We start from the raw sequence: 25,927 nt of genomic DNA, 5'->3' as shown, positions 1-25,927 counted from the left end.
CCAATGCCTCACGTCATCACTCAGTCGTGTTGCAGCGACGGGTCATGTGTCTACGCCTGCCCGGTGAACTGCATCCATCCGTCCCCGGATGAGCCCGGCTTCGCCACCGCCGAGATGCTCTACATCGATCCCGATGCGTGTGTGGACTGCGGTGCCTGCGTCAGCGCGTGCCCCGTCGGCGCCATTGCCCCCGATTCCCGGCTGACCGACAACCAGCTGCCGTTCATCGAGCTCAACGCCGCGTTCTATCCCAAGCGGGAGGGCAAGCTGCCGCCCACATCGAAGCTGGCGCCGGTACCGGAAGCACCCAAGGTGCACCCGCGCGACGGCGGCCCGCTTCGGGTGGCGATCGTCGGGTCCGGCCCGGCGGCGATGTACGCAGCCGACGAACTGCTCACCCAGCGAGGGGTCCGGGTGAACGTATTCGAGAAGCTGCCCACGCCGTACGGACTGGTCCGCGCCGGAGTGGCACCGGACCACCAGAGCACCAAGCGGGTCACCCGGCTGTTCGACCGGATGGCCCAGCAGCCTGGTTTCACCTTCTTCCTCAACGTCGAAATCGGTAACCACCTGACCCACGCCGATCTGCTCGAGCATCACCATGCGGTGCTGTACGCCGTCGGGGCGCCCAACGATCGCCGGCTCGGTATCGACGGTATGGATCTGCCCGGCACCGCCACCGCGACCGAGGTGGTCGCCTGGTTCAACGGGCACCCCGAGTACGTCGGGCTGCCCGTCGACCTCAGCCATGAGCGGGTGGTCATCGTCGGTAACGGCAACGTGGCACTCGACGTCGCCCGCGTGCTGACCACCGACCCGGATGCCTTGGCGCGCACCGATATTGCCGATCATGCCCTGGCAGCTCTGCGGCAGTCCAAGGTGCAGGAAGTGGTGATCGCCGCGCGCCGCGGGCCCGCCCAATCGGCGTTCACGCTGCCCGAGTTGATCGGCTTGACCTCGACCTGCGACGTGGTGTTGGACGCGGCCGACCACGACCTGGTGATCCGCGACCTCGCCGCCGAGACCGACCCGCTGACCCGGAACAAGCTGGAGATCCTGTCCAAGGTCGGCGACGGTTCGTCCCCGGCGACCCGCCCGCGGATCCGGCTGGCCTACCGACTCACGCCGCAACGGGTCCTCGGGGAAACCGGGGCCGGTGCGGTGCAGAGGGTGGCCGCCGTCGAGTTCGGGATCACCGGAACCGATGCGACCCGCACGATCGATGCCGGCATGGTGCTGACGTCGATCGGCTACCGCGGCAAGGCCATCGCCGACCTACCGTTCGACGACGACGCAGCCGTGGTGCCCAACGCCGGCGGCCGGGTGCTCGACGGCGACACCCCGGTGCCCGGTGCCTATGTGGCCGGCTGGATCAAGCGTGGTCCGACCGGTTTCATCGGGACCAACAAGTCGTGTGCCGCCGAGACGGTGCACAACCTGGTCGAGGACTACAACCGAGGACGGCTCGGCGACCCGGCCCACAAGCCGGCGGCGCTGGACAAGCTGGTCCGTAGCCGCCAGCCCGCGGTCGTCGACGCCGCCGGCTGGCTGGCCATCGACGCCGCGGAGATGACGCGCGGCGGCGATGACCGGCCACGGGCCAAGTTCACCGGCGTCGACGAGATGCTGGCGGCCGCCGCAACGGCACCGAAACCGACCGCGGCCCAACGCTTGCTGGCCGGTCTGCGGCGCTGACCTCAGGCGCCGACCTCACTGTGATTGCATTGCCTGGACGATCTCCTCGGGGCTGACCTCGCGAACCGGTTGGCCCAACGACCACTGGTGGCCGAACGGGTCGCGCACCATGCCGTACCGGTCGCCCCAGAACTGGTCTTCCAGCGGCATCACGACCTGCGCGCCGGCCTCGACGGCCTTGGCGAACTTGGCTTCCACGTCGGTGACGGTCAGGTGGATGGTGACCGGGGAGCCGCCCAGCGCGTTCGGGTTCTGCGCCTTGCCGTCGTTGTACTCCGGAAAGTCGTCGTTGAGCATCACGGTCGAGCCGTTGATGGTGAGCGCGGCGTGCACCAGCCGGCCGTCCGGACCCGGTACCCGGCCCAGCTCGGTGGCGCCGAACGCGCGGACGTAGAAATCGATGGCGGCGGCGGCATCGTCGACCACCAGGTGGGGCGTGACGGCGGGAACGACCTCGATGGTCATGGGTTTCTCCTCCATGGGACGGCGGGCGGACGACGATACTGACCGGCCGCGGCGGCGAATCTCATCGCGGACGGACACCCGGGCAAAGACAAGTAGTCCACTACGCTAGGGCAGCCCGGCAGCCGGCAACAGGCTGTTTTCATGAGCAACGACACTGTCGAGCAGCTGCCGTTGGCGCCGGTCAATCCGCTGCCCTATCGCGAGCAGCTGCGGGCCCTGCGCAGTTTCCACACCGGCTTCGAGCTGCTCCGCGACGCCGGCGGTCCGGTGACACGACTCAAGCTCGGCCCGCGATGGCTGACCCCCGAGGTCGTGGTCGTCACCTCGCCGCGAGGCGGCCGCGACATGCTCGGCCGCAGTGACCAGTACCTGGAGAAGACGTTCATGCATCGCGAGATGCAGCATGTGCTGGGCGCCAACCTGTTCGACCTGATGCACGACGAGTGGTTGCCGCGCCGGCGCGCGGTGCAGCCGCTGTTCACCAAGAAGCACGTGCAACAGTTCGCCGGCGATATGGCTCAGGCCGCGCAGGACGTGGTGGACGGCTGGGCCGAGGGGGCGCGCGTCGACCTGGACACCGAATGCCGCCGGCTGACCATGCGGGCACTCGGCCGCTCCGTCCTCGGCGTCGACCTAGACCGCCGGGCGGATGCCATCGACGAACCGGTACGCACCGTGCTGACCTACCTCGCCGACCGGGCGACCTCGCCGGTTCGGCTGCCGCGCTGGGTGCCGACCCCGGGACGCAACCGGGCCCGGGCGGCGGCCGCGACGTTGCGTACCCTTGCCGACGACGTGTTGCGCGCCTGCCGCGCGGATCCCGATCTGGACGCACCCCTGGTGCGGGCCCTGATGGCCGCCGAGGACCCCGAGACCGGGGAAGGGCTTACCGACGCCCAGATCCGCGACGAGCTCATCGTCTTCATCGCCGCGGGGCACGACACGACGGCCACCGCACTGACTTACACGTTGTGGCAGCTGGGCCGGTACCCGGAGATGCAGGAGAATGTCCGGGCCGAGGCCGCCGAACTCGGCGACCGGCCGCTCGGGCCCGAGGATCTCGCCCGGCTCGAGTACACCGGTCAGGTGCTGCGCGAGGCGATGCGGTTGTGCCCGCCCGCCCCCGGTATCGGACGGGTGGCGGTGCAGGATCTGGAGGTCGACGGTCACCGGATCAGGAAGGGCACCCTGTTGCTGTTCGGAACCTATGCCGTGCAACGGGATCCGACACTGTGGGAATGGCCGCAGGTCTTCGATCCGCAACGGTTCCGGACGGAGGCGCTCAAGACGATGGACCGGTGGCAGTACCTGCCGTTCGGTGCCGGGCCGCGGTCCTGCGTCGGTGACCACTTCGCCATGCTGGAAGCCACCCTGGCTCTGGCCACCATCGTGCGAAGCGCCGAAATACGTTCCGCCGACGACCATTTCCCCATGACGACACCGTTCACCATGGTGGCCGGTGCGCCGATCTGGGCCCGGGTGTCCTGGCAGCGCAGCCTCGCCACCGGTGGTGGCGGTGTCGGATTGCGCCTGGGGAACCGGGAAATCTGCGGGTAGCGCGGTCAGGCGGGGTGGATACGGTCCCAGCCCGGCACCGATTCCGGTGACCGCGGCTGTGGACCCACATAGATCGCGGCGGGCCGCACCAACTTGCCGAGTCGTTTCTGTTCCAGGATGTGTGCGCACCACCCGGCGGTACGCCCACAGGTGAACATGGCCGGCATCATCCGGCTGGGCACCTGGGCGAAGTCGAGGATGACCGCCGCCCAGAATTCGACGTTGGTCTCGATGGCGCGATCGGGCCGACGCTCACGCAGTTCGGCCAGCGCGGCCTGTTCCAGCGCCGCGGCCACCTCGAACCGCGGTGCCTCCAGTCGTTGTGCGGTGGCCCGCAGCACCCGGGCGCGTGGATCTTCGGCGCGGTACACCCGGTGCCCGAAACCCATCAGCTTCTCGTGCCGATCCAGGATGCCGCGAACCACCGCGCGCGGGTCACCGGTCCGTTCGGCCTCCTCGATCATCGGCAGGACGCGGGCGGGTGCGCCGCCGTGCAGCGGGCCGCTCATCGCGCCGACGGCACCGGACAGCGACGCGGCCACGTCGGCTCCGGTGGAGGCGATGACCCGCGCGGTGAACGTCGAGGCGTTCATGCCGTGTTCGGCGGCGGTCACCCAGTACGCGTCGATGGCCTCGATGTGCCGCGGATCCGGATCACCTTGCCAGCGTGTCATGAATCTGGCTGTGACGGTGGGGCATTCGTCGATATTGCGCTGCGATACCGCGGGCTTGCCGAGACCGCGGGCGGACTGCGCGACGTACGACAGTGCCATCACCGAGGCGCGGGCGAGTTGGTCGCGGGCGGTCTGGTCGTCGATGTCCAACAGCGGGGCATACCCCCAGATCGGGGCGAGCATGGCCAGCCCGGCCTGTACGTCCACCCGCACGTCGCCGGAGTGGATGGGCAGCGGGAACGGTTCGGCCGGGGCGAGGCCGCGCCCGAACTCGCCGTCGACCAGCAGGCCCCACACGTCACCGAAGGTGACCCGCTTGGCCACCAGATCCTCGATGTCGACACCGCGGTAGCGCAGCGCCCCACCGTCCTTGTCCGGTTCGGCGATCTCGGTGGTGAAGGCGACGACACCCTCCAGCCCGGCAACGAAGTTTTCCGGAACGGTCATGCGCGAATTGTCGCACTCGGGCCGGCACCGGCTGCATGCCGGTGAGCGCCGGCTGGCGTAGCGTTACCGCGTGAGCAGCACCGGTGATCAGGACCTGGCCAAGATGCGGGTCGAGTACGGATCCGTCGAGAAGGACGGCAGCCCCGACCTGGACGCCGACTGGCTGGGCCCCGACCCCTCGACCGGCTGGCTGACCCTGCTGCGCAGCTGGATCGCCGACGCCCAGGCGGCCGGGGTGCCCGAGGCCAACGCCATGGTGGTGGCCACCGTCGACGAGCGGGGAAGGCCCGTGACGCGGACGGTGTTGTGCAAGAGCGTGGACGAATCCGGGATCAGTTTCTACACGAATTACGACTCGGCCAAAGGGGAGCAGCTGGCCGCCACGCCGTACGCGTCGGCCACCTTCCCGTGGTACGGGTTGGGCCGGCAGGTGCATGTCCGAGGTCCGGTGACGAAGGTGTCCGCCGAGGCCACGGCCGACTACTGGACCAAGCGGCCGCGCGGTTCGCAGCTGGGGGCCTGGGCGTCGCACCAGTCCCAGCCCATCGCGAGCCGGCGCGCGCTGCTCGATCAGCTCGACGAGGTGACGGCCCGGTTCGCCGCTCAGGAGGCGGTGCCGGTGCCGCCGCACTGGGGCGGTTATCTCATCGCCCCCGAGGTCATCGAGTTCTGGCAGGGCCGGGAGAACCGGGTGCACAACAGGATTCGCGTGTCGCACGCGGCAGCAGTCAGTGTCGAGCGGTTGCAGCCGTGACGCACACGTTTGTGCTGTGAGAAAGCTGTTCGCCGACACCACCCCGCTGAAGACCCCGGACTTTCGGCGGTTGTGGCTGGCCGGCATCGTCACCGTCATCGGCGGGAACCTGACCATCTTCGCGGTCCCCGTCCAGCTCTACGCCCTGACCGAGAGCTCCGCGTACGTGGGGCTGGCCGGCCTGTTCGCCCTCGTCCCGCTGATCGTGTTCGGCCTGTGGGGCGGTGCCTTGGCCGACGCCATGGACCGCCGGCTGCTGCTGATCATCAGTGCGGTCGGGCTGGCGGTGTCCTCGGTGCTGTTGTGGCTGCAGGCCGCGCTCGCCATCAACAACGTCTGGGTGGTGCTGTGCCTGCTGTCGGTGCAGCAGGTGTTCTACGCCATCAACTCGCCCACCCGGGCCGCAGCCATCCCGCGCATGCTGCCGCCCGAGCAGCTGCCCGCCGCCAACTCGCTGAACATGACGGTCATGCAGTTCGGCGCCATCGTCGGCCCGCTGCTGGCCGGAGTGCTGCTGCATTTCGTCGATCTGTCGACGCTGTACCTGATCGACGCCATCACCTGCATCACCCCGATCTGGGCCACGGTGCGGCTGGCGAAGATGCCGCCGACCGGTGCCGACGATGGCTCGTCAAAGTTCGGCTTCCGCGCCGTGCTGGAGGGTTTCCGGTATCTGGCCGGCAACCAGGTGGTGTTGCTGTCGTTCGTCGTCGACCTCATCGCGATGATCTTCGGCATGCCGCGGGCGCTGTTCCCGCAGATGGCCCACGAGAGCTTCGGCGGGCCGGTCGAGGGTGGCACCACCATGGCGCTGCTGTCGGCGGCCATGTCGGTCGGCGCGGTCGCCGGTGGCGTGTTCTCCGGCTGGCTACCCAGGATCCGCCGCCAAGGCCTCACGGTGGTGGTGGCCATCGTGGTGTGGGGTGTGGCGATGCTCGGGTTCGGGCTGGCCGCCGGCGCCGCACACGGTTCGGCCGGGCCGATGCTGTGGCTGGCGCTGGCCTTCCTGGCGCTCGGCGGCGCGGCGGACATGGTGTCGGCGGCGTTCCGGTCGACCATCTTGCAAGAGGCGGCCTCCGACGACCTGCGCGGCCGGTTGCAGGGGGTGTTCACGGTGGTGGTGGCCGGCGGTCCGCGGATCGCTGATGTGGCCCACGGCGCGGCGGCCGCCGCCGTCGGGACGACGGTCGCTGCGGCAGGCGGCGGCCTGTTGGTGGTGATCGGCGTGGTGCTGGCCGCGTTGGCGGGGCCGGCATTCGTGCGTTATCGGGTCCGGGCGTATAGCCAAGATCCGCGGTGACCGAGAGTTACCATCCAGTAATGGCTGATGCCGCGGGGGCTGCCGATCTCGGCCTGCGTGAACGCAAGAAACAACGAACCCGTGCGACGCTGGTCGACGCCGCGCTCGAGCTGTGCCTGCGGCAGGGCTACGAGCACACCACGGTCGAGCAGATCGCCGCGCAGGCCGAGGTGTCGGCGCGCACGTTCAGTCGGTACTTCGCGACGAAGGAGGCCGTCTTCCTCACCCTCATCGAGGATCTTGCCGACGAGGTCGCCCACGAGATCACCCGGTTGCCAGCGCATCTGGGCCCGGTGGAAGCGCTGCGGGCCGCGCATGTGGAGGTGCTCACCCGGGTGGACGGTGAGGCCGTCGGCCGGCTCACCAAAGAGCGCATCGTGTTGATGTTGCGCATCATCAACGGCTCGGACGCCTTGCGGCACGGCGCCTTCGAGTTCCGGCACCCCAGAGTGCTTGCCCTGCTTGCCGATCGCATGGGCGTACCGATCGACGATCGTCGGCTGCGGTTGGGGGTGTCGTTGTTCTCGTCGATCATGGTGGCCGCGTGCGGCGACCTGGTCGCCGACACCGCGGATGCCCGGCTCGGTCCGCTGCTCATGGTGCAGCGGCTCGAGCAGGCCTGTGTCCACGCGGCCCAGTTCGCGGCCGGTCTCGACGTGGTGGCCCACGCCTGATCGTCGTCGCCGGACCGGGTGCGGTGGGTCCGGGCGGTTTGGGTGATCCGGGCAGCCGGTACCCCCCGCAAGCGCGCCGCAACGTTAACGACTACCGTCCAGTAGTGACGCGTAGCCTACGACCACAGAAGGGGTTCCAGTGGCCGAAAACTCCAGCCCTGAACACGTAGCGACCCTTACCTATCCGGGTGGCTCTTTGGACCTGGATATCGTGCCCGCCACCGAGGGGTCCGACGGCATCGCACTCGGGTCGTTGCTGGCCAAGACCGGTTACACCACCTTCGACGGCGGGTTCGTCAACACCGCGTCCACCAAGTCCGCAATCACCTACATCGACGGCGACGCCGGCATCCTGCGCTACCGCGGCTACCCGATCGAGCAGCTGGCCGAAAAGTCGACCTTCATCGAGGTGAGCTACCTGCTCATCTACGGCGAGCTGCCTACCGCCGAACAGCTGGAGAAGTTCACCAATCAGATCCAGCGGCACACGCTGCTGCACGAGGATCTCAAGCGGTTCTTCGACGGCTTCCCCCGCGATGCGCATCCGATGCCAGTGCTGTCGAGCACGGTCAACGCTTTGAGTGCGTACTACCCCGATTCGCTGGATCCGCTGAACAAGAAGCAGGTGGAGTTGTCCACCATCAGGCTGCTGGCCAAGCTGCCGACGATCGCGGCGTACGCGTACAAGAAGTCCGAAGGCCAGCCGTTCCTGTACCCGGACAACTCACTGACGCTGGTGGAGAACTTCCTGCGGATGACGTTCGGTTTCCCGGCCGAACCGTATGAGGTCGATCCCGAGATCGTCCGTGCGCTGGACATGCTGTTGATCCTGCACGCCGACCACGAGCAGAACTGCTCGACCTCGACCGTGCGGCTGGTCGGCTCCTCGCAGGCCAACCTGTTCACCTCCATCTCCGGCGGCATCAACGCGCTGTGGGGCCCGCTGCACGGTGGCGCCAACCAGGCCGTGCTGGAGATGCTGGAGAAGATCCGCACCGGCGACGACGATGTGCAGACCTTCGTCAAGAAGGTCAAGAACAAAGAAGACGGTGTGAAGCTGATGGGCTTCGGGCACCGGGTCTACAAGAACTACGACCCCCGGGCGCGCATTGTCAAGGAGCAGGCCGACAAGATCCTGGGCAAACTCGGCGGCGACGACGAGCTGCTGGATATCGCCAAGCAGCTCGAGGAGATCGCCCTGACCGACGACTTCTTCATCGAGCGCAAGCTCTACCCGAACGTCGACTACTACACCGGCGTCATCTACCGGGCGATGGGCTTCCCGACCCGCATGTTCACCGTGCTCTTCGCCCTCGGCCGGCTGCCCGGCTGGATCGCGCACTGGCGGGAGATGCACTCCGAGCCGGGCAAGATCGGCCGTCCGCGCCAGATCTATACCGGCTACACCGAACGGGACTACGTCGGTATCGACACCCGCGCCTAGCGCATCCCGCGAGCAAACAGAGAACTCCCGCTCTTGCACCGGCAAGGGCGGGAGTTTCTGGCTGTGTGACTGACAGCGTTTGCATAGCTAAAGGTTGTAGTTCCACAATGGTTGTGTGAATGACACCATCAACACGCTGACGCCCCGGCGCAAGGCCGTCGTGCTGGTGTCTTGCTGCCTGAGCCTGCTGATCGTCTCGATGGACGCCACCATCGTCAACGTCGCCATTCCGTCCATCCGTGCCGACCTCGGCGCCAGCCCCGCGCAATTGCAGTGGGTGGTGGACATCTACACCCTGGTGCTGGCCTCGCTGCTGATGCTCTCGGGTGCCATGGGCGACCGGTTCGGCCGCCGTCGGGTGTTCCAGATCGGGCTGACGGTGTTCGCCATCGGCTCCCTGCTGTGCAGCCTGGCCCCCGGTATCGACACCCTGATCGCGGCGCGGCTGTTACAGGGCATAGGCGGCTCCATGCTCAATCCCGTTGCGCTGTCGATCATCTCGCAGGTATTCACCGGCCGGGTGGAACGCGCCAGGGCGCTGGGCTTCTGGGGCGCGGTGGTCGGCATCTCGATGGCGCTCGGGCCGACGGTGGGCGGACTGCTCATCGAATACGTGAGCTGGCGCGCGGTGTTCTGGATCAACCTGCCCATCTGCGCGGCCGCCATCGTGCTCACCGCGATCTTCGTCCCGGAGACGAAATCGGCCACCATGCGCAATGTCGACCCGATCGGTCAGGGTTTGGCCGTGCTGTTCCTGTTCGGGGTGGTCTACACCCTGATCGAGGGCCCGGCGCTGGGCTGGACGCATCCCCGCGTCCTCACCACGGCCGGTATCGCGGTGGTCGCGTTCGCGGCGTTCCTGCGGTTCGAGTCGCGCCGTCACGACCCGTTCATCGACCTGCGTTTCTTCCGCAGCGTCCCGTTCGCCTCGGCGACCGTGATCGCCATCAGCGCCTTCGCCACCTGGGGTGCGTTCCTGTTCATGATGTCGCTGTACCTGCAGGCCGAACGCGGCTACTCGGCCATGCACACCGGGCTGATCTACCTGCCCATCGCCATCGGTGCGTTGTTGTTGTCACCCCTGTCGGGTCGGTTGGTGGGCCGCTACGGCGCGCGGCCGTCGCTGTTGACGGCCGGGGTGCTGATCACCACCGCGTCGTTCATGCTGACCTTCCTGACGGCGACGACGCCGGTGTGGGCGCTGCTGGTGGTGTTCGCGGTGTTCGGTATGGGCTTCTCCATGGTCAACGCCCCGGTCACCAACGCGGCGGTCAGCGGCATGCCGGTGGATCGCGCCGGGGCGGCGTCCTCGGTGACCAGTACCAGCCGGCAGATTGGGGTGAGCATCGGTGTGGCGCTGTGCGGTTCGGTCATCGGAACGTCGCTGCCGTCGCGCGGCCTGGACTTCATGAGCGCGGCCCGGCCGCTGTGGTTCATGTGCGTCGGTCTCGGGGTGGTGATCATCGTCCTGGGTTTCCTGTCCACCGCGCCGCGGGCGCTGGCCTCGGCACAGCGACTGGCGCCGCTGATCGAGGGGCAGAAGGCGCCCGCCCATGTCGGATAACCCGCTTGCCGACGAGGTATGGCAGCGGATGGCCGCCCTCGTGCACGAGAACCGCGGGGACTGGAAGCGCGCGGTGATCGAACGGTCCGGTCTGCCGTTCAGCCGGATCCGGGTGCTGCGCCGGCTCGCTCGTACCCCGATGACGGTCAAGGAACTGGCCGAGGCGGCCACCCTCGACGCGCCCGCGGCGACGGTGGCGGTCAACGACCTGGAGGAGCGCGGGCTGGTGCTGCGCCAGACCAACCCGGCCAACCGGCGCTGCAAGGTCGTGTCGCTCACCGACGAGGGGCAGGCGCTGGCGGCCGCCGTCGAGGCGGTCCAGGACCCCGCCCCCGCCGCGCTTGCCGGCCTCGACGAAGCCGATCTGCTTGCGCTGCAGACGGTTCTGCGCAAACTAGCTCTCTAGGACCGCCATGGCGGCATTGTGCCCGCCGATGCCCGACACCGCGCCGCCGCGTCGTGCCCCCGACCCGCACAACAGAATCCGCGGATGGGCGGTGGCCACCCCCCAGCGCCGGGCGGCAGTGTCCAGTGGCTCGTCGTCCTCGGCGAACGGCCAGCTCAACCCGCCGTGGAAGATATTGCCCGCGGTCATGCCCAGGGTGTGGTCCAGGTCGACGGTGGTCTTGGCCTCGATGCACAGCCGGCCCGCGGCATCCTCCATGACGACATCCTGAATCGGTTCGGCCAGAACAGAATTCAGGGAATCCAAGGCGGCCGAGGTGAGGCGGTCGCGGGCCCGGTCCGGATCGGTTCCGATCGACAGGCTGTGCGGGGTGTGCAGCCCGAACACCGTCAAGGTGTGCGCCCCACTCTCACGCAGGGCCGGGGACAGGATGCTGGGATCGGACAGGGAATGGCAGTAGATCTCACACGGCAACGGATCAGGCACCTGGCCGTCGGCGGCCTTCGCGTGGGCGGTTTCCAGCTGGCTGAGCGTCTCGTTGATATGGAAGGTGCCGCCGAACGCCTGCTCGGGGGTCACCGAGCTGTCCCGCAGGCGCGGCAGGCGGCGCAGCATCAGGTTGACCTTGATCTGTGCCCCCGGCGCTGCGGCCGGGGCCGGCTCGCCCAACAACCCCGCCAGTACGGTCGGGGTCACGCCGGCCAGCACCACGTCGCCGGACACGACGCGCTCGGTGCCGCCTTCCCGATAATGCACCTCGCCATCCGGGGTGACGGCGAAAACCTCTGTCCCGGTGCTGATCTCGGCCCCGAACCCGCTCGCGGCGGCACTCAGGGCGCCGGTGACCGCGCCCATTCCACCGATCGGCACGTCCCAGTCCCCGGTGCCGCCGCCGATCAGGTGGTACAGGAAGCAGACGTTCTGCAATAGGGCCGGGTCGTCGGTGGAGGCGAAGGTGCCGATCAGTGCATCGGTGGCGACGACCCCGCGGACCAGGTCGTTGCGCACGGCCGCGGTGATGGCCCGTCCGATCGGCTCGTCCACGATCTCTCGCCACGCCGTGGCGGCCTCGGTTCCGCCCGTCAGCACCCGTTGCCGGGCCGCCGAGCGGGTTTCCAGCGGGTGCAGCAGCGTCGGCCACAGGGCCCGGGTCAGCATACCGGTGCGGTGGTAGAACTGCGCGAACCCATCGGCGTCCGACGCCGCCCCGATGGCGTCGAAGGTGCTCTGCGGGCCCAGCAGCAGCCCGGTGGATCCACCGGTGCCCGGGTCCGGGGTGTAGGACGAATACCGGCGGCGGGCCAGCCGGATCCGGGCGCCCAGGTCCTCGATGATCCGCCGCGGCAGCAGGCTGACCAGATACGAGTAGCGCGACAGCCGGGCGTCGACGCCGTCGAAGGCGTGCGCGGACACCGCGGCGCCGCCCACGTGGTCGAGCCGCTCCAGCAGCCGCACCCGCCGTCCCGCGCGGGCCAGGTAGGCGGCCGCCACCAGCCCGTTGTGTCCGCCGCCGACGATGACGGCGTCGTAATGGATATGGGCCACGCCCGTGGTCAGCCCAGGTAGCCCTCGACCTCGTCGGCCGGGCGGGCCGCCGCGTCGTCGGGGTTGCCGCCGGTTTCACGCAGGGCGCGGCGTTGCCGCAGCAGGTCCCAGCACTGGTCGAGCTGTACCTCCAGGGCGCGCAGCCGCTGGTGCTCGGTCGATTCGTCGACCTCATGGTGCTGAAGGCGGTCGCGTAGCTCCCGCTCTTCGGCGACGAGGTTGTTGACTTGGGCGAGGATGTCCGCATCGGTGGCCATGAAGCCAGTGTGCCCGACTACGGTGGGCAAGCGTGGCTACAAAACCTGAGATCGAATTTCCGGACGGTCCCGCACCCACGGAACTGGTCATCGAAGACGTGGTCGTCGGTGACGGGGACGAAGCGGTGCCCGGCGGCACCGTCGAGGTGCATTACGTCGGGGTCGAGTACGACACCGGCGAGGAGTTCGACAGCTCGTGGAATCGCGGCGAGTCGATCACCTTCCCACTGCGCGGTCTGATCCAGGGCTGGCAGGACGGCATCCCCGGCATGAAGGTCGGCGGCCGGCGCAAGCTCACCATCCCGCCGGAGCAGGCCTACGGCCCGGCCGGCGGTGGGCACCGGTTGTCCGGTAAGACGTTGATATTTGTCATCGACCTGCTGGGCGCTCGCTGACCTGATCTTCGCCGGCATACATCGTCGTGATCAACGCGACGATGCATGCCGGCCGCCGTGGCGTAGATCACCGCCTGACGACGTTCGGATCGGCAGACCTTCCGCGACTACACCTTGCACACGCCCGGAGCTCGGGCGCGGTGTTCACGCGAGCGAAGGACGAACGTCATGACCGATCTGCAACCCCCTGCCGCACCTGCTGTGCCCAAAACGCGTTGGTGGCGAACCAAGAAGGCCCGGCTGGCCTTGACCATCATCGGTGTGTCGCTGATCCTGCTGGCCAAATTCAGCCTGGCCGAGAAGCGCGAAGTGCAGCAGGCCACCGCCGCCGCGAAGCAGGAGATCACCAGTTTCCTTGTCGGAGACTGTGTTGCGCTCGGTGCCGACGGAAAAGACGTGCACCGCACCGATTGTGGTGTCGACCCCAGCTTCACCGTCGGCGCCGTACTGGACAGTGACCGCGCATGCGCCAACGCCAACTACATCAGCTATGACTGGACGCTGGACCACCGCGCCGTCGGCCGGCTATGCCTCGTCGAGAACCTCACCGCCGGACACTGCTATCACCCCACCGCCGACGGCAAGAATCTCGAGCAAATCGATTGCACCACCACCGATGACAAGGCCTACAAGGTGGTCGACCGATTCGACGCGGCCGCCGCCCAGTGCCCGGCCGACGCCACCACCTACAGCTACCCCCAGCCGGTGCGGACCTACTGCCTGACGGCTCCCTGAGCGTCAGCTCGGCTGCGGCACCGGCCCGGGCAGGCGCAGCAGTAGCCGCGTGCCGCCCAGCGGACTGGCCTCCAGAGACGCCGTGCCGCCGTGCAATTCGGCCTGCTGGGCAACCAGCGCCAAACCCAGCCCCGACCCGGAATGCGATGCCGTCGAGCCGCGCGAGAACCGCTCGAACACCCGGGTGCGCTCCTCCTCGGGAACGCCGACCCCGTCGTCGTCCACGGCGATCTCCACCCCGGCGCGTGAGCTGACCGCCGAGAGCTGCACCCGGGTGGCGTTGCCGTGCTTGACGGCGTTGGCGATCGCGTTGTCCACCGCCAGCCGCAACCCGGCGGGCAGCCCGAGAATCAGCACCGTCGGCGCGGGCACCAGCGACACGTCCAGATCGGGATACACCCGCATGGCGTCGTGCGCGGCCCGATCCAGCAGCTCGGTGATGTCCACGGGTACGTGATCGTCGGAGGTGGTCAGTTCCCCCTGCGCCAGCCGCTCCAGGGCGGTCAGCGTGGCCTCGATCCGGGACTGGGTGCGGATGACGTCGCCGAGCACCTCCTTGCGCTGCTCGTCGGGCATGTCCAGGGTGTCGAGCACCTCGAGGTTGGTGCGCATCGCGGTCAGCGGGGTGCGCAGCTCGTGGGAGGCGACGGCGGCGAAATCACGCGCCGATTCCAGGGCGGCCTTGGTGCGCTCCTGCTCGTCGCCGATGCGGGCCAGCATGCCTTCCACGGCCTCGGCGATCTCGGTGGCCTCCCACACGCCGCGCACCTGGATCGCCTCGGGCTTGGACTGGGCGTTGATGGCCCGGGCCTGCTGGGCCAGCCGCCGGAACGGGGTGATCATGATGGCCGAGATGATCCAGCCCACGATCGCGGTACCGCCGACGACGCCGCCGCCGATCAGCAGGACACGGCGGTGTTGGGCGTCGATCTGGTGCTCGGTCTCGGTGGTCGGCGCGCCGAGGGCCACCGACGCCTGCCCGGCGCTGAAGGTGCGCACCCGGTAGTCGGTGCCGTTGATGGTGGTGGTGGCGAAGCCGTCGGGGAATTCGGGCAGCACGATATCGGACGGCGTGGACACCGTCGTTCCGGCGATCCGCGCGGTACGCACCAGGCCGCCGTTGGCCGTCGGCTCGTCGGCATGATCGTTGAGGGCGCTGCTGAGCAGCGTCGTGACATCGCCGAGGCTGCCGATCGAATCGAGGCGGCGGTCCAGCTGGCTGTACTGCTCGTTGGTGATGCCGATCCACACCCAGGTGCAGATGGTGAGGGCGGTGGCCACCACACCGAACGATGCGGCGAGCACGATGGTCCGCAACGACAGCGCCCGCTTGGGGAGCCCCAGCAGGCGGTAGAGACGGTCGTTCAGGTCCATCTACTGCTGCCTGTTCTTCGCGCGAGCGCTCATCACTGCTGCCTGAGAACGAACCCCACGCCGCGGACCGTATGCAGCAGGCGGGGCGCGCCACCGGCCTCCAGCTTGCGGCGCAGGTACCCGATGAACACGTCGACGACGTTGGTGTCGGCGGCGAAGTCGTACCCCCACACCAGCTCCAACAACTGTGCGCGGGACAGCACGGCGGTCTTGTGCTCGGCGAGCACGGCGAGCAGGTCGAACTCGCGCTTGGTCAGGTCGACGTCGGCGCCGTTGACCCGGGCCCGCCGGCCGGGGATGTCCACCTCGAGTGGGCCGACCGAGATGGTCTCCGACGAGAAGGTCGCGGTCGACCCGCGGCGGCGCAACAACGCCTTGACCCGGGCCACCAGTTCCTGCAGCACGAACGGCTTGACCAGGTAGTCGTCGGCGCCGGCTTCCAGGCCGGCCACCCTGTCGTCCACCGAGCTGCGGGCAGACAGCACGCATACCGGGACGTCGTTGTCCATGGCGCGTAGCGCGGTGACCACACTGACGCCGTCCAGCACGGGCATGTTGATGTCCAGCACGATGGCGTCGGGCCGGGTTTCGGTGGCGCTGCGCAGGGCCTCGGCTCCGTCGACCGCCGTGGCGACCTCGAACCCGGACAACCGCAGGCCGCGCTCCAACGACGCCAGTACGTCGGGATCGTCATCGACGACGAGGACCCGGGGTGAGACTGCTCCACTGGCTCCGCTTTCCATACGGCCATCTTGCCCGATGGACCACCGCGATTGCGGCAGGCACGTCCCGGACACCTTTCGGTGCTAGCATCCGGCATTTATGCTGGCCAATCCGCCGCGCGTGATCGTCCAGCCCGATGACGGCGTGGGTCCGGTCCGTGAATTCCTGGAGTCTGCGCAACAGTCGTTGCTGATCAAGCAATTCACCTTCACCGAAGAATCGCTGTTGCAGGCGGTCATCGCGCGCCACAACGCCGGCGTCGACGTCCGCGTGATGCTCAACGCGGCCCGCTCCGGCGGCGACCGGGCCAACGACGAGTCGTTCGAGCGGTTACAGGCCGCCGGCGTGCAGGTGCAATGGACCAACCCGAAGTTCTATGTCACCCACGAGAAGTCGATCGTGGTCGACGGCCGCGCCGCCCTGGTGGCCACTTTCAACCTGTGCGAGAAGTACTTCACCCTGACCCGGGATTACGGGGTGGTGACCAAGGCGCCCCAGCACGTGGCGCAGATCGTCGACGCGTTCGACGCGGATTGGGAGCATCGCGACGATTGGCATCCCGTCGTGTTCGAAGGTCTGTTGTGGAGCAATTCGAATTCGCGGTACCACATGGCGCAGTTCATCGACAGCGCCCGACACCGGCTCGATGTCCAGCACCCGAAATATGTGGACGCCGTGATCCTCGACCACATCGCCGCCGCGGCCGGACGCGGTGTGAAGGTACGGGTGTTGTGCGGCGGCCGGCACGGCATCAGCGAGTGGGACATCCTGGACACGTTCGCCTCGCTGCGCACCCTGCGCCGCTTCGGGGTGAAGGTACACAAGCAGAAGAACCTGCGGGTGCACGCGAAACTGCTCATCGCCGACGACGCGCAGGCACTGGTCGGCTCGATGAATATCGACCGCAGCGCCTTCGACCTGCGCCGTGAGCTCGGGGTGATCGTCGACGATCCCGATGCCGTGGCCCGGCTGCGGCAGGTATTCGGTGTCGACTGGGAGTTCTCGCATCAGTACGAGCCGCCGGATCCGCTGCGGCCGGAAGACCACGTCGAGGACGATTTCCCGCACGACCCGGACCTCATGCATGAGTGAGGTCTCGTTGCGTGAGTTGGCGCTGACGTTCAACCACATCGCGTTGGCCTCGTTCGGCGGCGGCCTGTCGGCGTGGTCGCGGGAGGTGCTGGTGGTCGAGAAGCAGTGGCTCGGCGAGGCGGAATTCCTGTCGGCGATGACGATGTGCCGGATCCTGCCGGGCGCCAACCAGGTCAACATGGCCGTGTTCGCCGGTACCAAGATGCGCGGCCTGCCCGGGGCCGTCGCGGCCGTCGTCGGCCTGTGCTTCATGCCGCTGGTGATCATCCTGGTGCTGTCGTTCGTCTACTTCCGGTTCAAGGAGGTGCCCGCCGTCAAGGGGGTGCTGCACGGCGCATCGGCCGCGGCGGTGGCGCTGACGCTGACGATGGTGATCAAGACCGGTCAGAAATGCCTGACCGGAGTGGTGCCGGTGCTGCTGTTCGCTGGGGCGTTCGTGCTCAACGGGGTGCTGCGCTGGCCGCTGCTGGAGACGCTGGCGATCCTGGCTCCGCTGAGCCTGCTCTGGGCCTGGCCGCGCAAGGCTCGGGCATGAGCGCGCCGGTTTTCTCGCCGAGACTGAAACAGTGGACGGTTTTCGGCCGAGATCGGTACCTGGCTTCAGTCTCGCAGTCGGGGGCGTGACGCGACCGTGAACACCTACCTGCAGATCGCTGGTCTGTTCGGCATGCTGTCGCTGCTGTCCATCGGTGGCGGCAACGTGGTGCTGCCGGAGATGCACATGCAGGCGGTCAACCACCGGCACTGGCTGACGAACAGCCAATTCGCCGACCTGTTCTCCATTTCGCAGACCGCGCCCGGGCCCAGCATCCTGATCGTTTCGATGGTCGGGTACGGCGCAGGTCTGCACGTCGGGGGTGTACCCGGGGCGATCGTGGGTGGTGTCGTGGCGATGGTGGCCATGGTGCTGCCGGCGGCGTCGTTCGTCTACGTGGTGACGTTGTTCTGGCAGCGCGCCGAGAAGTCCAAGCTGCGCGTCGCGGTCGAGAAGGGCTTCGCGCCGCTGACCGTCGGGCTCATCCTGGCGACGTCGCTGGTGATGAGCCGAGCCGCCGACCACGACTGGCGGGCTTACACCGTCACCGCGGTGTGCACGGTGATCTTCCTGGCAAGCAAGATCAACCCGTTGCTCGTGGTGGCTGGGGCCGGGGTGATCGGGTACTTGGGGTTCATCTGAGGCGGGGAATGCCGCCCCGGGTCGAGCGCAGCGACGGGGAATGCCGCCCCGGGGCGAGCGAAGCGACGGGGAATGACATTGACCTCAATCATTGTTGAGGTCCTAGCGTCAGGTTATTCGGTTGTCCGGCGTGGGAACATCGGAGTTGGGGGTCCCACAGCGACATGGATGTCGGTGCCATGAGTTAGACAGTCTTAGTGGGTGGTGCAATGCAAACGGAGGGTAGCGGTCTGCGTTCGACGCCGGCCATCGCGCCGCCACCTCGGCGTATCCGCTCGTCGTCGGACATCATGCGGCTATTGCCGTACCTGAAGCCCTACCGGATGCGCTGGACGGTCATGGTGGTCGCCGCGTTCGCCAGCCTCGGCGCCACCGTTGCCATCCCGCTGCTCACCAAGGCGGTGATCGACGGGCCGGTACGCCACCAGGATGAGCGCGGCCTGTGGACCATTGGCCTGGCCGCCACCGCACTGCTCGTCAGCGAGGCGGTGCTGTGGTTCATCCGCCGCTGGCTGGTGGCCCGCGCCACCATGGGTGTCGAGGCCGATATCCGTAAGGATCTCTATGCACGGCTGCAGATCCTGCCGATGAACTTCCACGGCCGGTGGCAGTCCGGCCAGTTGCTCTCCCGGGTGATGAACGACCTGAGCACCATTCGACAGTTCCTGTCGTTCGGGCTGCTGTTCCTGATGCTCAACATCGTCCAGATCATCGTGGTGACCGCGCTGCTGCTGAGCATGTACTGGCCGCTCGGCGTCGTGGTGGTGGTGTCCATCGTGCCCATCACGCTCACCGTGCTGCACTTCCAGCGCGAGTTCACCCGGCTGTCGCGGCTGTCGCAGGACCAGTCCGGCAACGTCGCCACCCATGTCGAGGAGGCCGCGCTGGGCCTACGGGTGATCAAGGCGTTCGGCCGCGAGCGGTACGCCTACGGCCGTTTCGACGAGCGGGCGACGAGCCTGTACGGCACCGAGATGAACAAGGTGGCGGTGTCCGCGAAATTCTGGACGCTGCTGGAGGTCATCCCCAACACCACGCTGATCATCGTGCTGGGCTTCGGCGCCTACGCGGCCGGGCACGGCCTGGTCAGCATGGGCACCCTGGTCGCGTTCATCACCATGATGCTGTCGCTGGTGTGGCCCATCGCCTCGCTGGGCTACCTGCTGTCGATGACGCAGGAGGCCATGACCGCGGCCAACCGCGTCACCGAGATCTTCGACGCGCCAAGGGAGGTCACCGACGGCCCGGTCCGGGACACGCCGCGCGGCGGACGGCTGGAGCTGGTCGACGTGGGATTCCGGTTCCCCGACTCCGACACCTGGGCCCTACGGCATGTCAACTTGACCGTGGATCCAGGCGAGACCGTCGCACTGGTCGGGGCCACCGGATCGGGCAAATCGGTGCTGGCCGCGCTGCTGTCCCGGCTGTACGACGTGACCGAGGGTCGAATCATGCTGGACGGCAGGGATATTCGTGACCTCTCTCTACCCGCCCTGCGGCAGGCGGTGGCCACCGCGTTCGAGGACCCGACGCTGTTCTCCATGTCGGTGCGGGAGAATCTGCAGCTGGGCAACCCAGGTGCGAGCGAAGAGCAGCTGGCCGAGGCCGTCAGCGTCGCCTCGGCGGCATTCGTCTACGACCTGCCGTTCGGGCTGGACACCCGCATCGGCGAGCAGGGCATGAGCCTGTCCGGTGGTCAGCGGCAACGGCTTTCGCTGGCCCGCGCCATCCTGGCCGACCCGTCGGTGCTCGTGCTGGATGACACGTTGTCCGCGCTGGATGTGCACACCGAGGCCGTCGTCACCGAGGCGCTGGGCCGGGTGCTGCGCGGGGTCACCGGCATCGTGGTGGCCCACCGCGCCTCGACGGTGCTGCTGGCCGACCGGGTGGCGCTGCTGCAGGACGGCACCATCGCCGCCATCGGCACGCACCGCGAGTTACTGGCGACGGTGGCCGAGTACCGCTACCTACTGGCCGCCGACGACGAACTCGACGACGGCGCCGAGCGGGTCTGCGACTGGGAGGACGACGAGTACCGGGCCCAGTTGGACCGGCTGCGCCTGGAGGATGAGGCGCTGTCGTGGAAGGGGCGGCAGCCATGAGTGTCACCGACTGGCGCGGGCGCAAGGTCGACGACCACGACGGCGATGATCTGCCGATCGACGAGTCCATCTCGCGGCGGCGCGAGGCGCGCCACCTGTTGTTCGAGCTGCTGCGGCCCTACCGCACGATGATCGCGGTCCTGTCGATCATCGTGGTGGTGGAGAACGCGGCCCGGTTGTCGGTGCCGATCCTGGTGCAGCGCGGTATCGACCACGGCATCCCGCCCATCGTCAACGTTGGCTCGGCGCGCGAACTGGTGGTCATCCTCGCGGTGCTGTGCGCGGTGGTCGTGGTCCAGGGCGGCAGCCGGATGGTGTTCCTGCGCCGGTCGGGCCGGATCGGGCAGGACGTGCTGCTGGAGTTGCGGCGCAGGCTGTTCCGGCATTTCCAGCGCCTCGACGTCGCCTTCCACGACCGTTACACCTCCGGCCGTGTGGTCGCTCGGTCGACCAATGACATCGAGGCCATCCAGGACATGCTGGCCACCGGGTTCGACGGCCTGATCACCGCGGTGCTGACGATGTGCGGTACCGCGGTGCTACTCGTCGTGCTGGACTGGCGACTGGGCCTGATGTGCTTGTGCGCCTTCCCTATTCTGGTGGCGCTGGTCATGTGGTTCCGCTCGGAATCCTCGAAGACCTATCTCAAGGTGCGCGAGGCGGCCGCGCTGGTCATCGTGCAGTTCGTCGAGACCATGACCGGGATCAAGGCGGTGCAGGCCTACCGCCGCGAGCCGCGAAACCAGGAGATCTTCGAAGACGTTGCCGACCAGTACAAGTCGATCAACGAGCGGGCCTTCAAACTGCTGGCGATCTTCATGCCCAGCGTGCGGCTGGTCGGCAATCTCGCCACCGGTGTGGTGCTGCTCTATGGCGGGTATCGGGTGCTCGGCGGGCAGATGACGCTGGGCACGCTCACCGCGTTCCTGCTGTATCTGCGCATCTTCTTCGAACCGATGCAGGAGATTTCGCAGTTCTTCAACACCTTCCAGTCGGCGTCGGCGGCACTGGAGAAGATCTCCGGCGTGTTGGCCACCGAGCCGGGCATCCGCGACCCGCAGCACCCGGTTTCACTGCCCGCGGCACGCGGCGAGGTCGTGTTCCGGGACGTGCGTTTCGAATACGTGCCCGACCGGCCGGTCCTGCCTGATCTGTCGCTGCACGTGCCGGCCGGGCAGACCGTCGCGCTGGTCGGCACCACGGGTGCCGGCAAGACCACCATCGCCAAACTGATCGCCCGGTTCTACGATCCGGTGGCCGGGACGGTCAGCTTGGACGGAGTTGATCTGCGCGATATCGAACAGGCCGAGCTGCGCCGGCATGTGGTGATGGTGACGCAGGAGAACTTCATGTTCGAGGGCACCGTCGCCGACAACATCCGCTTCGGCAAGCCCGCGGCCACCGATGCCGAGGTGCGTGCCGCCGCGCAGGCCGTCGGTGCGGACCGGTTCATCGACACCCTGCCCGAGGGGTACGACACCGACGTCGCCAAGCGGGGCGGCCGGCTCTCGGCCGGGCAGCGGCAGTTGATCGCTTTTGCCCGGGCGTTTTTGGCCGATCCGGCGGTGCTGATTCTGGACGAGGCGACGTCCTCGCTGGACGTGCCGAGCGAGCGCCTGGTGCAGCGCGCGTTGGTGACAGTGCTGGCCGACCGGACTGCCGTGGTCATCGCGCACCGGCTCTCCACGGTGCTCAGTGCCGACCGGGTGCTGGTGCTGGAACACGGCCGCATCGTCGAGGACGGGCCGCCGGGCGAATTGATCGATGCGGGTGGGCATTTCGCGGGGTTGCATCAGGCATGGGTGGACTCGCTGGCGTGATACGCCGGCGCGACTGTGGGCCGTGCGCACGCCTTGTCGTGGTTCGGCGTACGTACGGCCCACAGCCGGCGTCCTGGGTTACTTGCCGTTGACCTTCCACAGCAAGGACTCGACATTGTTCATGCCGGCGGGTGACAGGCCGGTCTGGGTATCGCTTTCCAGGACGTCGAAGCCGCCACGCGGATCCTTGGCGATCAGGATCATCACGTGCGACATGGTGGTCTTCTTGGGCTGCACAATGTCGTTGTTCACTTTCGCGAAGAAGTTGTGGTCCAACGAATTGACATGCCAGGCGCGGTAACCGTTGGGTGCACTGTACTTCGCGAGGGACTGGTCGTGCCCGGTGACCGGCACGACGGAGTTCACCCAATCGCTTTCCCGCTCGGCGATCTTGCCGCTGTTGGCGGCGGCGTCGATATCGTGGCGGGCGGGACGGTACAACTCGGTCAGGTGGATGTGCATCTGGTCTTGGCCGCGACTGTCCGCGGAATTGATGGCCAATGCCCAGTCGTCAACCCCCGTCAGCAGCGAGGCTTCGTCGGCGGCGTGCTTGAAGTAGTTCGGCGCATCGCCGAGCAGATTCGGGCATTCGATGCCGGACTCAGCAATGGTGGGGATCACGAGCAGGTCGGTGAACTTGGTTTTCTGGTTCGGGTTTCCGTTGTGTACCGCCCAGCCGCGCGTCGAATCGTTGTTCGGCCACTGGAGGTCGAAGTTGGTGCCCTTGTGCGACGGGCTGTACGTGGCCGGATCGACGTCCCGCCACAGTGGGCTGGCCATCTGCTTGGCCGTGGAGCACGGGCCGAAGGCGCCGGTTGTGGCGTCGGCGTTGGAGGCCGGCGCGAGTCCGAGGGCCAGGGCCGGTACGGCGGCCAGCGAGGCGACGGTGGCGACGCGGAGGGCGAAGCGGTTGCGAGAGGTGTTCGTCATCGTTGTTCTCCGTTGCTTGATCGGTGGTGAAAGCTTGGTGAGAACAACTTCCCGCATCCGGAAGCCCCGGTCTGTCCGCTGGTCGGGCTGCGCGACGGGGGAATCTGGGTTCCCCCGATTGGGGGACGGCGGTGGGTTGGAGAGTAACTGACCGTGTGCGGCCAGGTCGGCTTGATTCGTTCGTCCCCTCTGCGCTGCAACGGATTTGGGCCTTCGGATCGGTGGTCGCGCAGCGCATTCCGACAGATGGAGGTCCAGCACGGATAGTGCTCGCACCAATCAAGAAGGAGCACTACTTGCCTGGTGCCCAATCGACGGGAGTCGGCACTTCTTGGCCGACGTCTACTCGCTGTAGACGGGAACCAAGACCCACTATTGGGTGGAACCGTGACCAGGCAGAATGAGCTGAAAGTTGTTCAGGATGATCTGTTTACCGGCAATGTAAGCCGGATTGTCCGGTTCGGCGGTTTGCACGGTCACGATTGCGGCCCATACTTTCGGCCCAGCCGTTGCTACGGTGATCAGCGCCGTCACCGATTGGCGTAGAAGCGTGTAGGTGATCGTTGTACTCGGGTGCCCGCAGACGGTCCCCGATATTCGGCCGGTCACTGCGATTCCGTTCTGCGCGATGGCGGAGATCTCAGCATCGATGCCTTGCTCGGCATTGCCGACCTTGCCTGTCAGATCCTCGAGGGTCACTACTGCGTTCGGGGTGAAGTCATTGGCTTGCAGTCCCACGTTGGCAGCGAACCCGCGGATGATCTGCGAGTTCATCGACGCCGAGTAGACCCACCCCGATGGGGTGGGAAGGGCCAGCGTGGGTTCGTCGGCCGCTTTGGGTTTCAAGGTAGTGCGCGGGACGTCACTGGCGGTGCATCCCGCCGCGTTGACGACTGCCGATGAGGGCGGTGCCGTCGTCGCAGCGCCCGCCGCGCTTGACGCCGATGGCGAAGGGGCGTGCGAGACGCATCCCACCGCAACCGCGGCAACAAATCCGCCGCATATAGCTCTGAAAATTCCGCCATGACTGTTCATCTGTTACCGCTTTCCATTTCTACGTGCCAGCGTTCATTACATAGCGTGCTTATGGAATCTCTTGGTGTATGCGCCTCATAGACGAACGATGCCCGAGATCATAATCCTCAACGTGTAAAGCGAATTCCTTTTTCAGGCTCGCTTCTCGTTCTTCTTTGCGTCATGCATTTCTTCTAGCGTCGATGGAGGTGGCGCTGCGGGCCCAACGATCCACGTTATCCAAGCAGCAAATCTGATAAGCCGTTCCCACCAACTAGCTGGCTTCTTCTTCGTCTTCGGTTTTAAAGGGATTTCTCGTGGGGCGGAGGCGCCTCGTATCTGATCACCGGTGAGTGGGCGGCGAGAGTGTGGTTCTCTATCTGGTATGTCCATAAGACGCCTCCACAAAAGCTATTGAAGCCCAGCTGTTTTGATATAGATGAATAGACTCTGAGCTCGGCTCCAGGGCAATTTCACGCCGCTCACTACAGAATTTCCTACCGAGATATACCGATACGCTGACAAGGCAGGGGTGCGCAAAATTAGTCGAAGGTTGTCCGCGAAGGAGGTGATAGGAAGGGTTCACGAGGGCGGGGGAACCAACTAAGCACGCGTGGGTGGCTCCTGTTCTCGAAATCCTTCTTTCCGTTTAACGCCTGGAAGGCCATGGCGACGCCACTTTTCGAATCGAGACGAGACAGAGCAAGATTGTTGATTACCCCAGTCATGGTCAGGACGGGGCAAGTATGGAAAATGAGGTGCAGCGGTACTTGGCGATCCTAATGATGCCTATACAAATCACCAAAGCGCTACGCAGAGTGCCAATCTTTAACGTTTGTGAGTGCAGCAGTGAGTAAACGCCAGCAGTAGTCGCTGTCAGTAAAACGGTACAGCTCATTGCCAGGAAGGGAATGCGCGCCAGAGGCGTGTTCGCCCTGGGTCTTAAGGACGTAAGCGCGGCAACTAGGCCAGCGAATCCGACCACCACCGTCACTGCTGTAACCATTAGCCGGCCTCGGTCTCTGTCCACTGAGTGCCGATACCGAATATTTCGTAAGAATCTGCGGTTTTGTCATTTGCTTCCATCGTCGCCATCGTTGTTCGTCTTTCCGTATCTGTTTTTTCGCTTTATTGGCATCTATCCTATGCGCCGTGCGATCCAGTTAGGAAGATTCTTCCGCAAGCGCAACGGGCGTTCCTCGACGCAGCCCATGAGATTCCGTCCGTTATATATCGGGTTCTCGATTATTGTTGCGGCTCGCCTTGAGCCAATTGACGAAATGGCGGCGGAGCCAGTAATTGAACGCGCCGATTATCAACGAGCCGGTAATCACGCCGACAGAAGCGACGACTACCTCAGTGGAAAATCCTAGCCTAGGGGAAACAAGTAGAATCAGACTCGTAACCGAGAGTAGGAAGAATGCTGAAGCCAGTAGATATCGTCTCGACGTCAACGTGACCCACATCATGAGCATGGATATCACGAGTAGTATGCCAAAGAGTGGGGTCATCGCTGGACTGGCTTCGGAATCGTTACCCAAAGATATCCTGTGCGGGTGAGAATTACTACAGCTACACACACGCTGGTGTAGCGGGTCATTCCGTCCGGGAACGCAAACCATGCCGCAATTGTCGCAACGGTCAATGCCAAGGCGCATATGGCTAACGCCATAGGTCGCCGTTGGCCATTCCTGATCTTAGTTTGGTAAACGATCAATACTGCCACGGCCGTTAGCAGGATGATTGCAATCGATATGGTGCCGTAAATGCCGGCATTCGCCAT

The 25,927-nt window shown here is 66.5% G+C and carries 24 protein-coding genes; 16 read left to right on the top strand and 8 right to left on the bottom strand.

Going from position 1 to position 25,927, the window contains the following annotated elements:
* Positions 1 to 3: 3 nt before the first annotated feature.
* Positions 4 to 1,695, top strand: coding sequence for an FAD-dependent oxidoreductase (locus tag SBI67_RS01970; RefSeq protein WP_318978948.1), 1,692 nt, complete (start codon positions 4 to 6; stop codon positions 1,693 to 1,695).
* A 15-nt stretch (positions 1,696 to 1,710) separates the two neighbouring features.
* Here the strand turns inward: SBI67_RS01970 and SBI67_RS01965 are convergent, their stop codons facing one another.
* Positions 1,711 to 2,160 carry a VOC family protein gene (locus SBI67_RS01965; protein ID WP_318978947.1) on the bottom strand — a complete coding sequence of 150 codons (450 nt, stop codon included), beginning with the start codon at positions 2,158 to 2,160 and terminating at the stop codon, positions 1,711 to 1,713.
* A 141-nt stretch (positions 2,161 to 2,301) separates the two neighbouring features.
* On the opposite strand from SBI67_RS01965, the gene SBI67_RS01960 reads away from it, so the two are divergent.
* Entirely contained in the window at positions 2,302 to 3,717 is a 1,416-nt protein-coding gene (locus SBI67_RS01960; protein ID WP_318978946.1) for a cytochrome P450, read from the top strand.
* Positions 3,718 to 3,722: 5 nt separating this feature from the next.
* Here the strand turns inward: SBI67_RS01960 and SBI67_RS01955 are convergent, their stop codons facing one another.
* Positions 3,723 to 4,838, bottom strand: a complete 1,116-nt coding sequence (locus SBI67_RS01955; RefSeq protein WP_318978945.1) for a citrate synthase 2 — start codon at positions 4,836 to 4,838, stop codon at positions 3,723 to 3,725.
* 70 nt (positions 4,839 to 4,908) lie between these two features.
* Between SBI67_RS01955 and pdxH the strand changes: the two genes are divergently transcribed.
* The 6 genes from pdxH (at position 4,909) to SBI67_RS01925 (ending at position 10,980) form a co-directional block, all read left to right on the top strand.
* Complete coding sequence (gene pdxH / locus SBI67_RS01950) at positions 4,909 to 5,592, top strand: pyridoxamine 5'-phosphate oxidase (RefSeq protein ID WP_318978944.1); 684 nt, start codon at positions 4,909 to 4,911, stop codon at positions 5,590 to 5,592.
* 16 nt (positions 5,593 to 5,608) lie between these two features.
* A complete protein-coding gene (locus SBI67_RS01945) occupies positions 5,609 to 6,892 on the top strand; it encodes an MFS transporter (RefSeq protein WP_318978943.1) in 1,284 nt (427 codons plus the stop codon).
* 20 nt (positions 6,893 to 6,912) lie between these two features.
* On the top strand, positions 6,913 to 7,566 hold the full coding sequence (locus tag SBI67_RS01940) for a TetR/AcrR family transcriptional regulator (RefSeq protein ID WP_318978942.1): 654 nt from the start codon (positions 6,913 to 6,915) through the stop codon (positions 7,564 to 7,566).
* 139 nt (positions 7,567 to 7,705) lie between these two features.
* Positions 7,706 to 9,010, top strand: a complete 1,305-nt coding sequence (locus SBI67_RS01935) for a citrate synthase (RefSeq protein WP_266048263.1) — start codon at positions 7,706 to 7,708, stop codon at positions 9,008 to 9,010.
* A 136-nt stretch (positions 9,011 to 9,146) separates the two neighbouring features.
* Positions 9,147 to 10,574, top strand: a complete 1,428-nt coding sequence (locus SBI67_RS01930) for a DHA2 family efflux MFS transporter permease subunit (protein WP_413232400.1) — start codon at positions 9,147 to 9,149, stop codon at positions 10,572 to 10,574.
* The gene (locus SBI67_RS01925; RefSeq protein ID WP_318978940.1) at positions 10,564 to 10,980 is read left to right on the top strand and encodes a MarR family winged helix-turn-helix transcriptional regulator; all 417 of its coding nucleotides are present in this window, start codon (positions 10,564 to 10,566) and stop codon (positions 10,978 to 10,980) included. Before SBI67_RS01930 ends, SBI67_RS01925 begins: the two co-directional genes overlap by 11 nt.
* Here the strand turns inward: SBI67_RS01925 and SBI67_RS01920 are convergent.
* On the bottom strand, positions 10,969 to 12,525 hold the full coding sequence (locus tag SBI67_RS01920; RefSeq protein ID WP_318978939.1) for a phytoene desaturase family protein: 1,557 nt from the start codon (positions 12,523 to 12,525) through the stop codon (positions 10,969 to 10,971). The two genes, SBI67_RS01925 and SBI67_RS01920, sit on opposite strands and share 12 nt — an antisense overlap.
* 8 nt (positions 12,526 to 12,533) lie before the next feature.
* Positions 12,534 to 12,782 (bottom strand): DUF2630 family protein, encoded by a 249-nt coding sequence (locus SBI67_RS01915; RefSeq protein ID WP_266048266.1) that lies wholly within the window; start codon positions 12,780 to 12,782, stop codon positions 12,534 to 12,536.
* 32 nt (positions 12,783 to 12,814) lie between these two features.
* Here SBI67_RS01915 and SBI67_RS01910 point away from each other — a divergent pair, with 32 nt between their 5' ends.
* Entirely contained in the window at positions 12,815 to 13,177 is a 363-nt protein-coding gene (locus tag SBI67_RS01910) for an FKBP-type peptidyl-prolyl cis-trans isomerase (protein ID WP_318978938.1), read from the top strand.
* A gap of 168 nt (positions 13,178 to 13,345) precedes the next feature.
* Positions 13,346 to 13,912: an LppU/SCO3897 family protein gene (locus tag SBI67_RS01905; RefSeq protein ID WP_318978937.1), complete on the top strand. Its 567-nt coding sequence runs from the start codon at positions 13,346 to 13,348 to the stop codon at positions 13,910 to 13,912.
* A 3-nt stretch (positions 13,913 to 13,915) separates the two neighbouring features.
* On the opposite strand, the gene SBI67_RS01900 is transcribed toward SBI67_RS01905, so the two are convergent.
* Positions 13,916 to 15,286, bottom strand: coding sequence for a sensor histidine kinase (locus SBI67_RS01900; RefSeq protein WP_318978936.1), 1,371 nt, complete (start codon positions 15,284 to 15,286; stop codon positions 13,916 to 13,918).
* A gap of 32 nt (positions 15,287 to 15,318) precedes the next feature.
* The gene (gene prrA, locus SBI67_RS01895; protein WP_024452022.1) at positions 15,319 to 16,029 is read right to left on the bottom strand and encodes a two-component system response regulator PrrA; all 711 of its coding nucleotides are present in this window, start codon (positions 16,027 to 16,029) and stop codon (positions 15,319 to 15,321) included.
* Positions 16,030 to 16,108: 79 nt separating this feature from the next.
* Between prrA and SBI67_RS01890 the strand changes: the two genes are divergently transcribed.
* The 5 genes from SBI67_RS01890 (at position 16,109) to SBI67_RS01870 (ending at position 22,200) form a co-directional block, all read left to right on the top strand.
* Positions 16,109 to 17,101 (top strand): phospholipase D-like domain-containing protein, encoded by a 993-nt coding sequence (locus tag SBI67_RS01890; RefSeq protein WP_318978935.1) that lies wholly within the window; start codon positions 16,109 to 16,111, stop codon positions 17,099 to 17,101.
* Positions 17,094 to 17,636, top strand: coding sequence for a chromate transporter (locus tag SBI67_RS01885; protein ID WP_318978934.1), 543 nt, complete (start codon positions 17,094 to 17,096; stop codon positions 17,634 to 17,636). Before SBI67_RS01890 ends, SBI67_RS01885 begins: the two co-directional genes overlap by 8 nt.
* A gap of 96 nt (positions 17,637 to 17,732) precedes the next feature.
* Positions 17,733 to 18,278: a chromate transporter gene (locus SBI67_RS01880; protein ID WP_318978933.1), complete on the top strand. Its 546-nt coding sequence runs from the start codon at positions 17,733 to 17,735 to the stop codon at positions 18,276 to 18,278.
* A 209-nt stretch (positions 18,279 to 18,487) separates the two neighbouring features.
* Entirely contained in the window at positions 18,488 to 20,380 is a 1,893-nt protein-coding gene (locus tag SBI67_RS01875) for an ABC transporter ATP-binding protein (protein WP_318978932.1), read from the top strand.
* Complete coding sequence (locus tag SBI67_RS01870) at positions 20,377 to 22,200, top strand: ABC transporter ATP-binding protein (RefSeq protein WP_318978931.1); 1,824 nt, start codon at positions 20,377 to 20,379, stop codon at positions 22,198 to 22,200. Before SBI67_RS01875 ends, SBI67_RS01870 begins: the two co-directional genes overlap by 4 nt.
* 78 nt (positions 22,201 to 22,278) lie before the next feature.
* Here SBI67_RS01870 and SBI67_RS01865 read toward each other — a convergent pair whose 3' ends face one another.
* Together SBI67_RS01865 and SBI67_RS01860 are read right to left on the bottom strand one after the other, a co-directional pair.
* Complete coding sequence (locus SBI67_RS01865; protein WP_318978930.1) at positions 22,279 to 23,130, bottom strand: CDP-diacylglycerol diphosphatase; 852 nt, start codon at positions 23,128 to 23,130, stop codon at positions 22,279 to 22,281.
* 372 nt (positions 23,131 to 23,502) lie between these two features.
* A complete protein-coding gene (locus SBI67_RS01860; protein WP_318979545.1) occupies positions 23,503 to 23,976 on the bottom strand; it encodes an LpqN/LpqT family lipoprotein in 474 nt (157 codons plus the stop codon).
* A 1,265-nt stretch (positions 23,977 to 25,241) separates the two neighbouring features.
* Here SBI67_RS01860 and SBI67_RS01855 point away from each other — a divergent pair.
* The gene (locus SBI67_RS01855) at positions 25,242 to 25,517 is read left to right on the top strand and encodes a hypothetical protein (RefSeq protein WP_318978929.1); all 276 of its coding nucleotides are present in this window, start codon (positions 25,242 to 25,244) and stop codon (positions 25,515 to 25,517) included.
* Positions 25,518 to 25,927 lie beyond the last annotated feature (410 nt).

The sequence above is a fragment of the Mycolicibacterium chengduense genome (genome assembly GCF_033741155.1).
Taxonomy (GTDB): domain Bacteria; phylum Actinomycetota; class Actinomycetes; order Mycobacteriales; family Mycobacteriaceae; genus Mycobacterium.
The sequence above is the reverse complement of the archived record's forward strand: the minus strand, read 5'-3'. Positions and strand labels throughout refer to the sequence as shown.

Coding starts and splice junctions, on each gene's coding strand:
- SBI67_RS01970 (WP_318978948.1), top strand. CDS start 4: ATGCCTCACGTCATCACTCAGTCGTGTTGCAGCGACGGGTCATGTGTC.
- SBI67_RS01965 (WP_318978947.1), bottom strand. CDS start 2,160: ATGACCATCGAGGTCGTTCCCGCCGTCACGCCCCACCTGGTGGTCGAC.
- SBI67_RS01960 (WP_318978946.1), top strand. CDS start 2,302: ATGAGCAACGACACTGTCGAGCAGCTGCCGTTGGCGCCGGTCAATCCG.
- SBI67_RS01955 (WP_318978945.1), bottom strand. CDS start 4,838: ATGACCGTTCCGGAAAACTTCGTTGCCGGGCTGGAGGGTGTCGTCGCC.
- SBI67_RS01940 (WP_318978942.1), top strand. CDS start 6,913: ATGGCTGATGCCGCGGGGGCTGCCGATCTCGGCCTGCGTGAACGCAAG.
- SBI67_RS01925 (WP_318978940.1), top strand. CDS start 10,564: ATGTCGGATAACCCGCTTGCCGACGAGGTATGGCAGCGGATGGCCGCC.
- SBI67_RS01915 (WP_266048266.1), bottom strand. CDS start 12,782: ATGGCCACCGATGCGGACATCCTCGCCCAAGTCAACAACCTCGTCGCC.
- SBI67_RS01905 (WP_318978937.1), top strand. CDS start 13,346: ATGACCGATCTGCAACCCCCTGCCGCACCTGCTGTGCCCAAAACGCGT.
- SBI67_RS01900 (WP_318978936.1), bottom strand. CDS start 15,286: ATGGACCTGAACGACCGTCTCTACCGCCTGCTGGGGCTCCCCAAGCGG.
- prrA (WP_024452022.1), bottom strand. CDS start 16,029: ATGGAAAGCGGAGCCAGTGGAGCAGTCTCACCCCGGGTCCTCGTCGTC.
- SBI67_RS01890 (WP_318978935.1), top strand. CDS start 16,109: ATGCTGGCCAATCCGCCGCGCGTGATCGTCCAGCCCGATGACGGCGTG.
- SBI67_RS01885 (WP_318978934.1), top strand. CDS start 17,094: ATGAGTGAGGTCTCGTTGCGTGAGTTGGCGCTGACGTTCAACCACATC.
- SBI67_RS01875 (WP_318978932.1), top strand. CDS start 18,488: ATGCAAACGGAGGGTAGCGGTCTGCGTTCGACGCCGGCCATCGCGCCG.
- SBI67_RS01870 (WP_318978931.1), top strand. CDS start 20,377: ATGAGTGTCACCGACTGGCGCGGGCGCAAGGTCGACGACCACGACGGC.
- SBI67_RS01865 (WP_318978930.1), bottom strand. CDS start 23,130: ATGACGAACACCTCTCGCAACCGCTTCGCCCTCCGCGTCGCCACCGTC.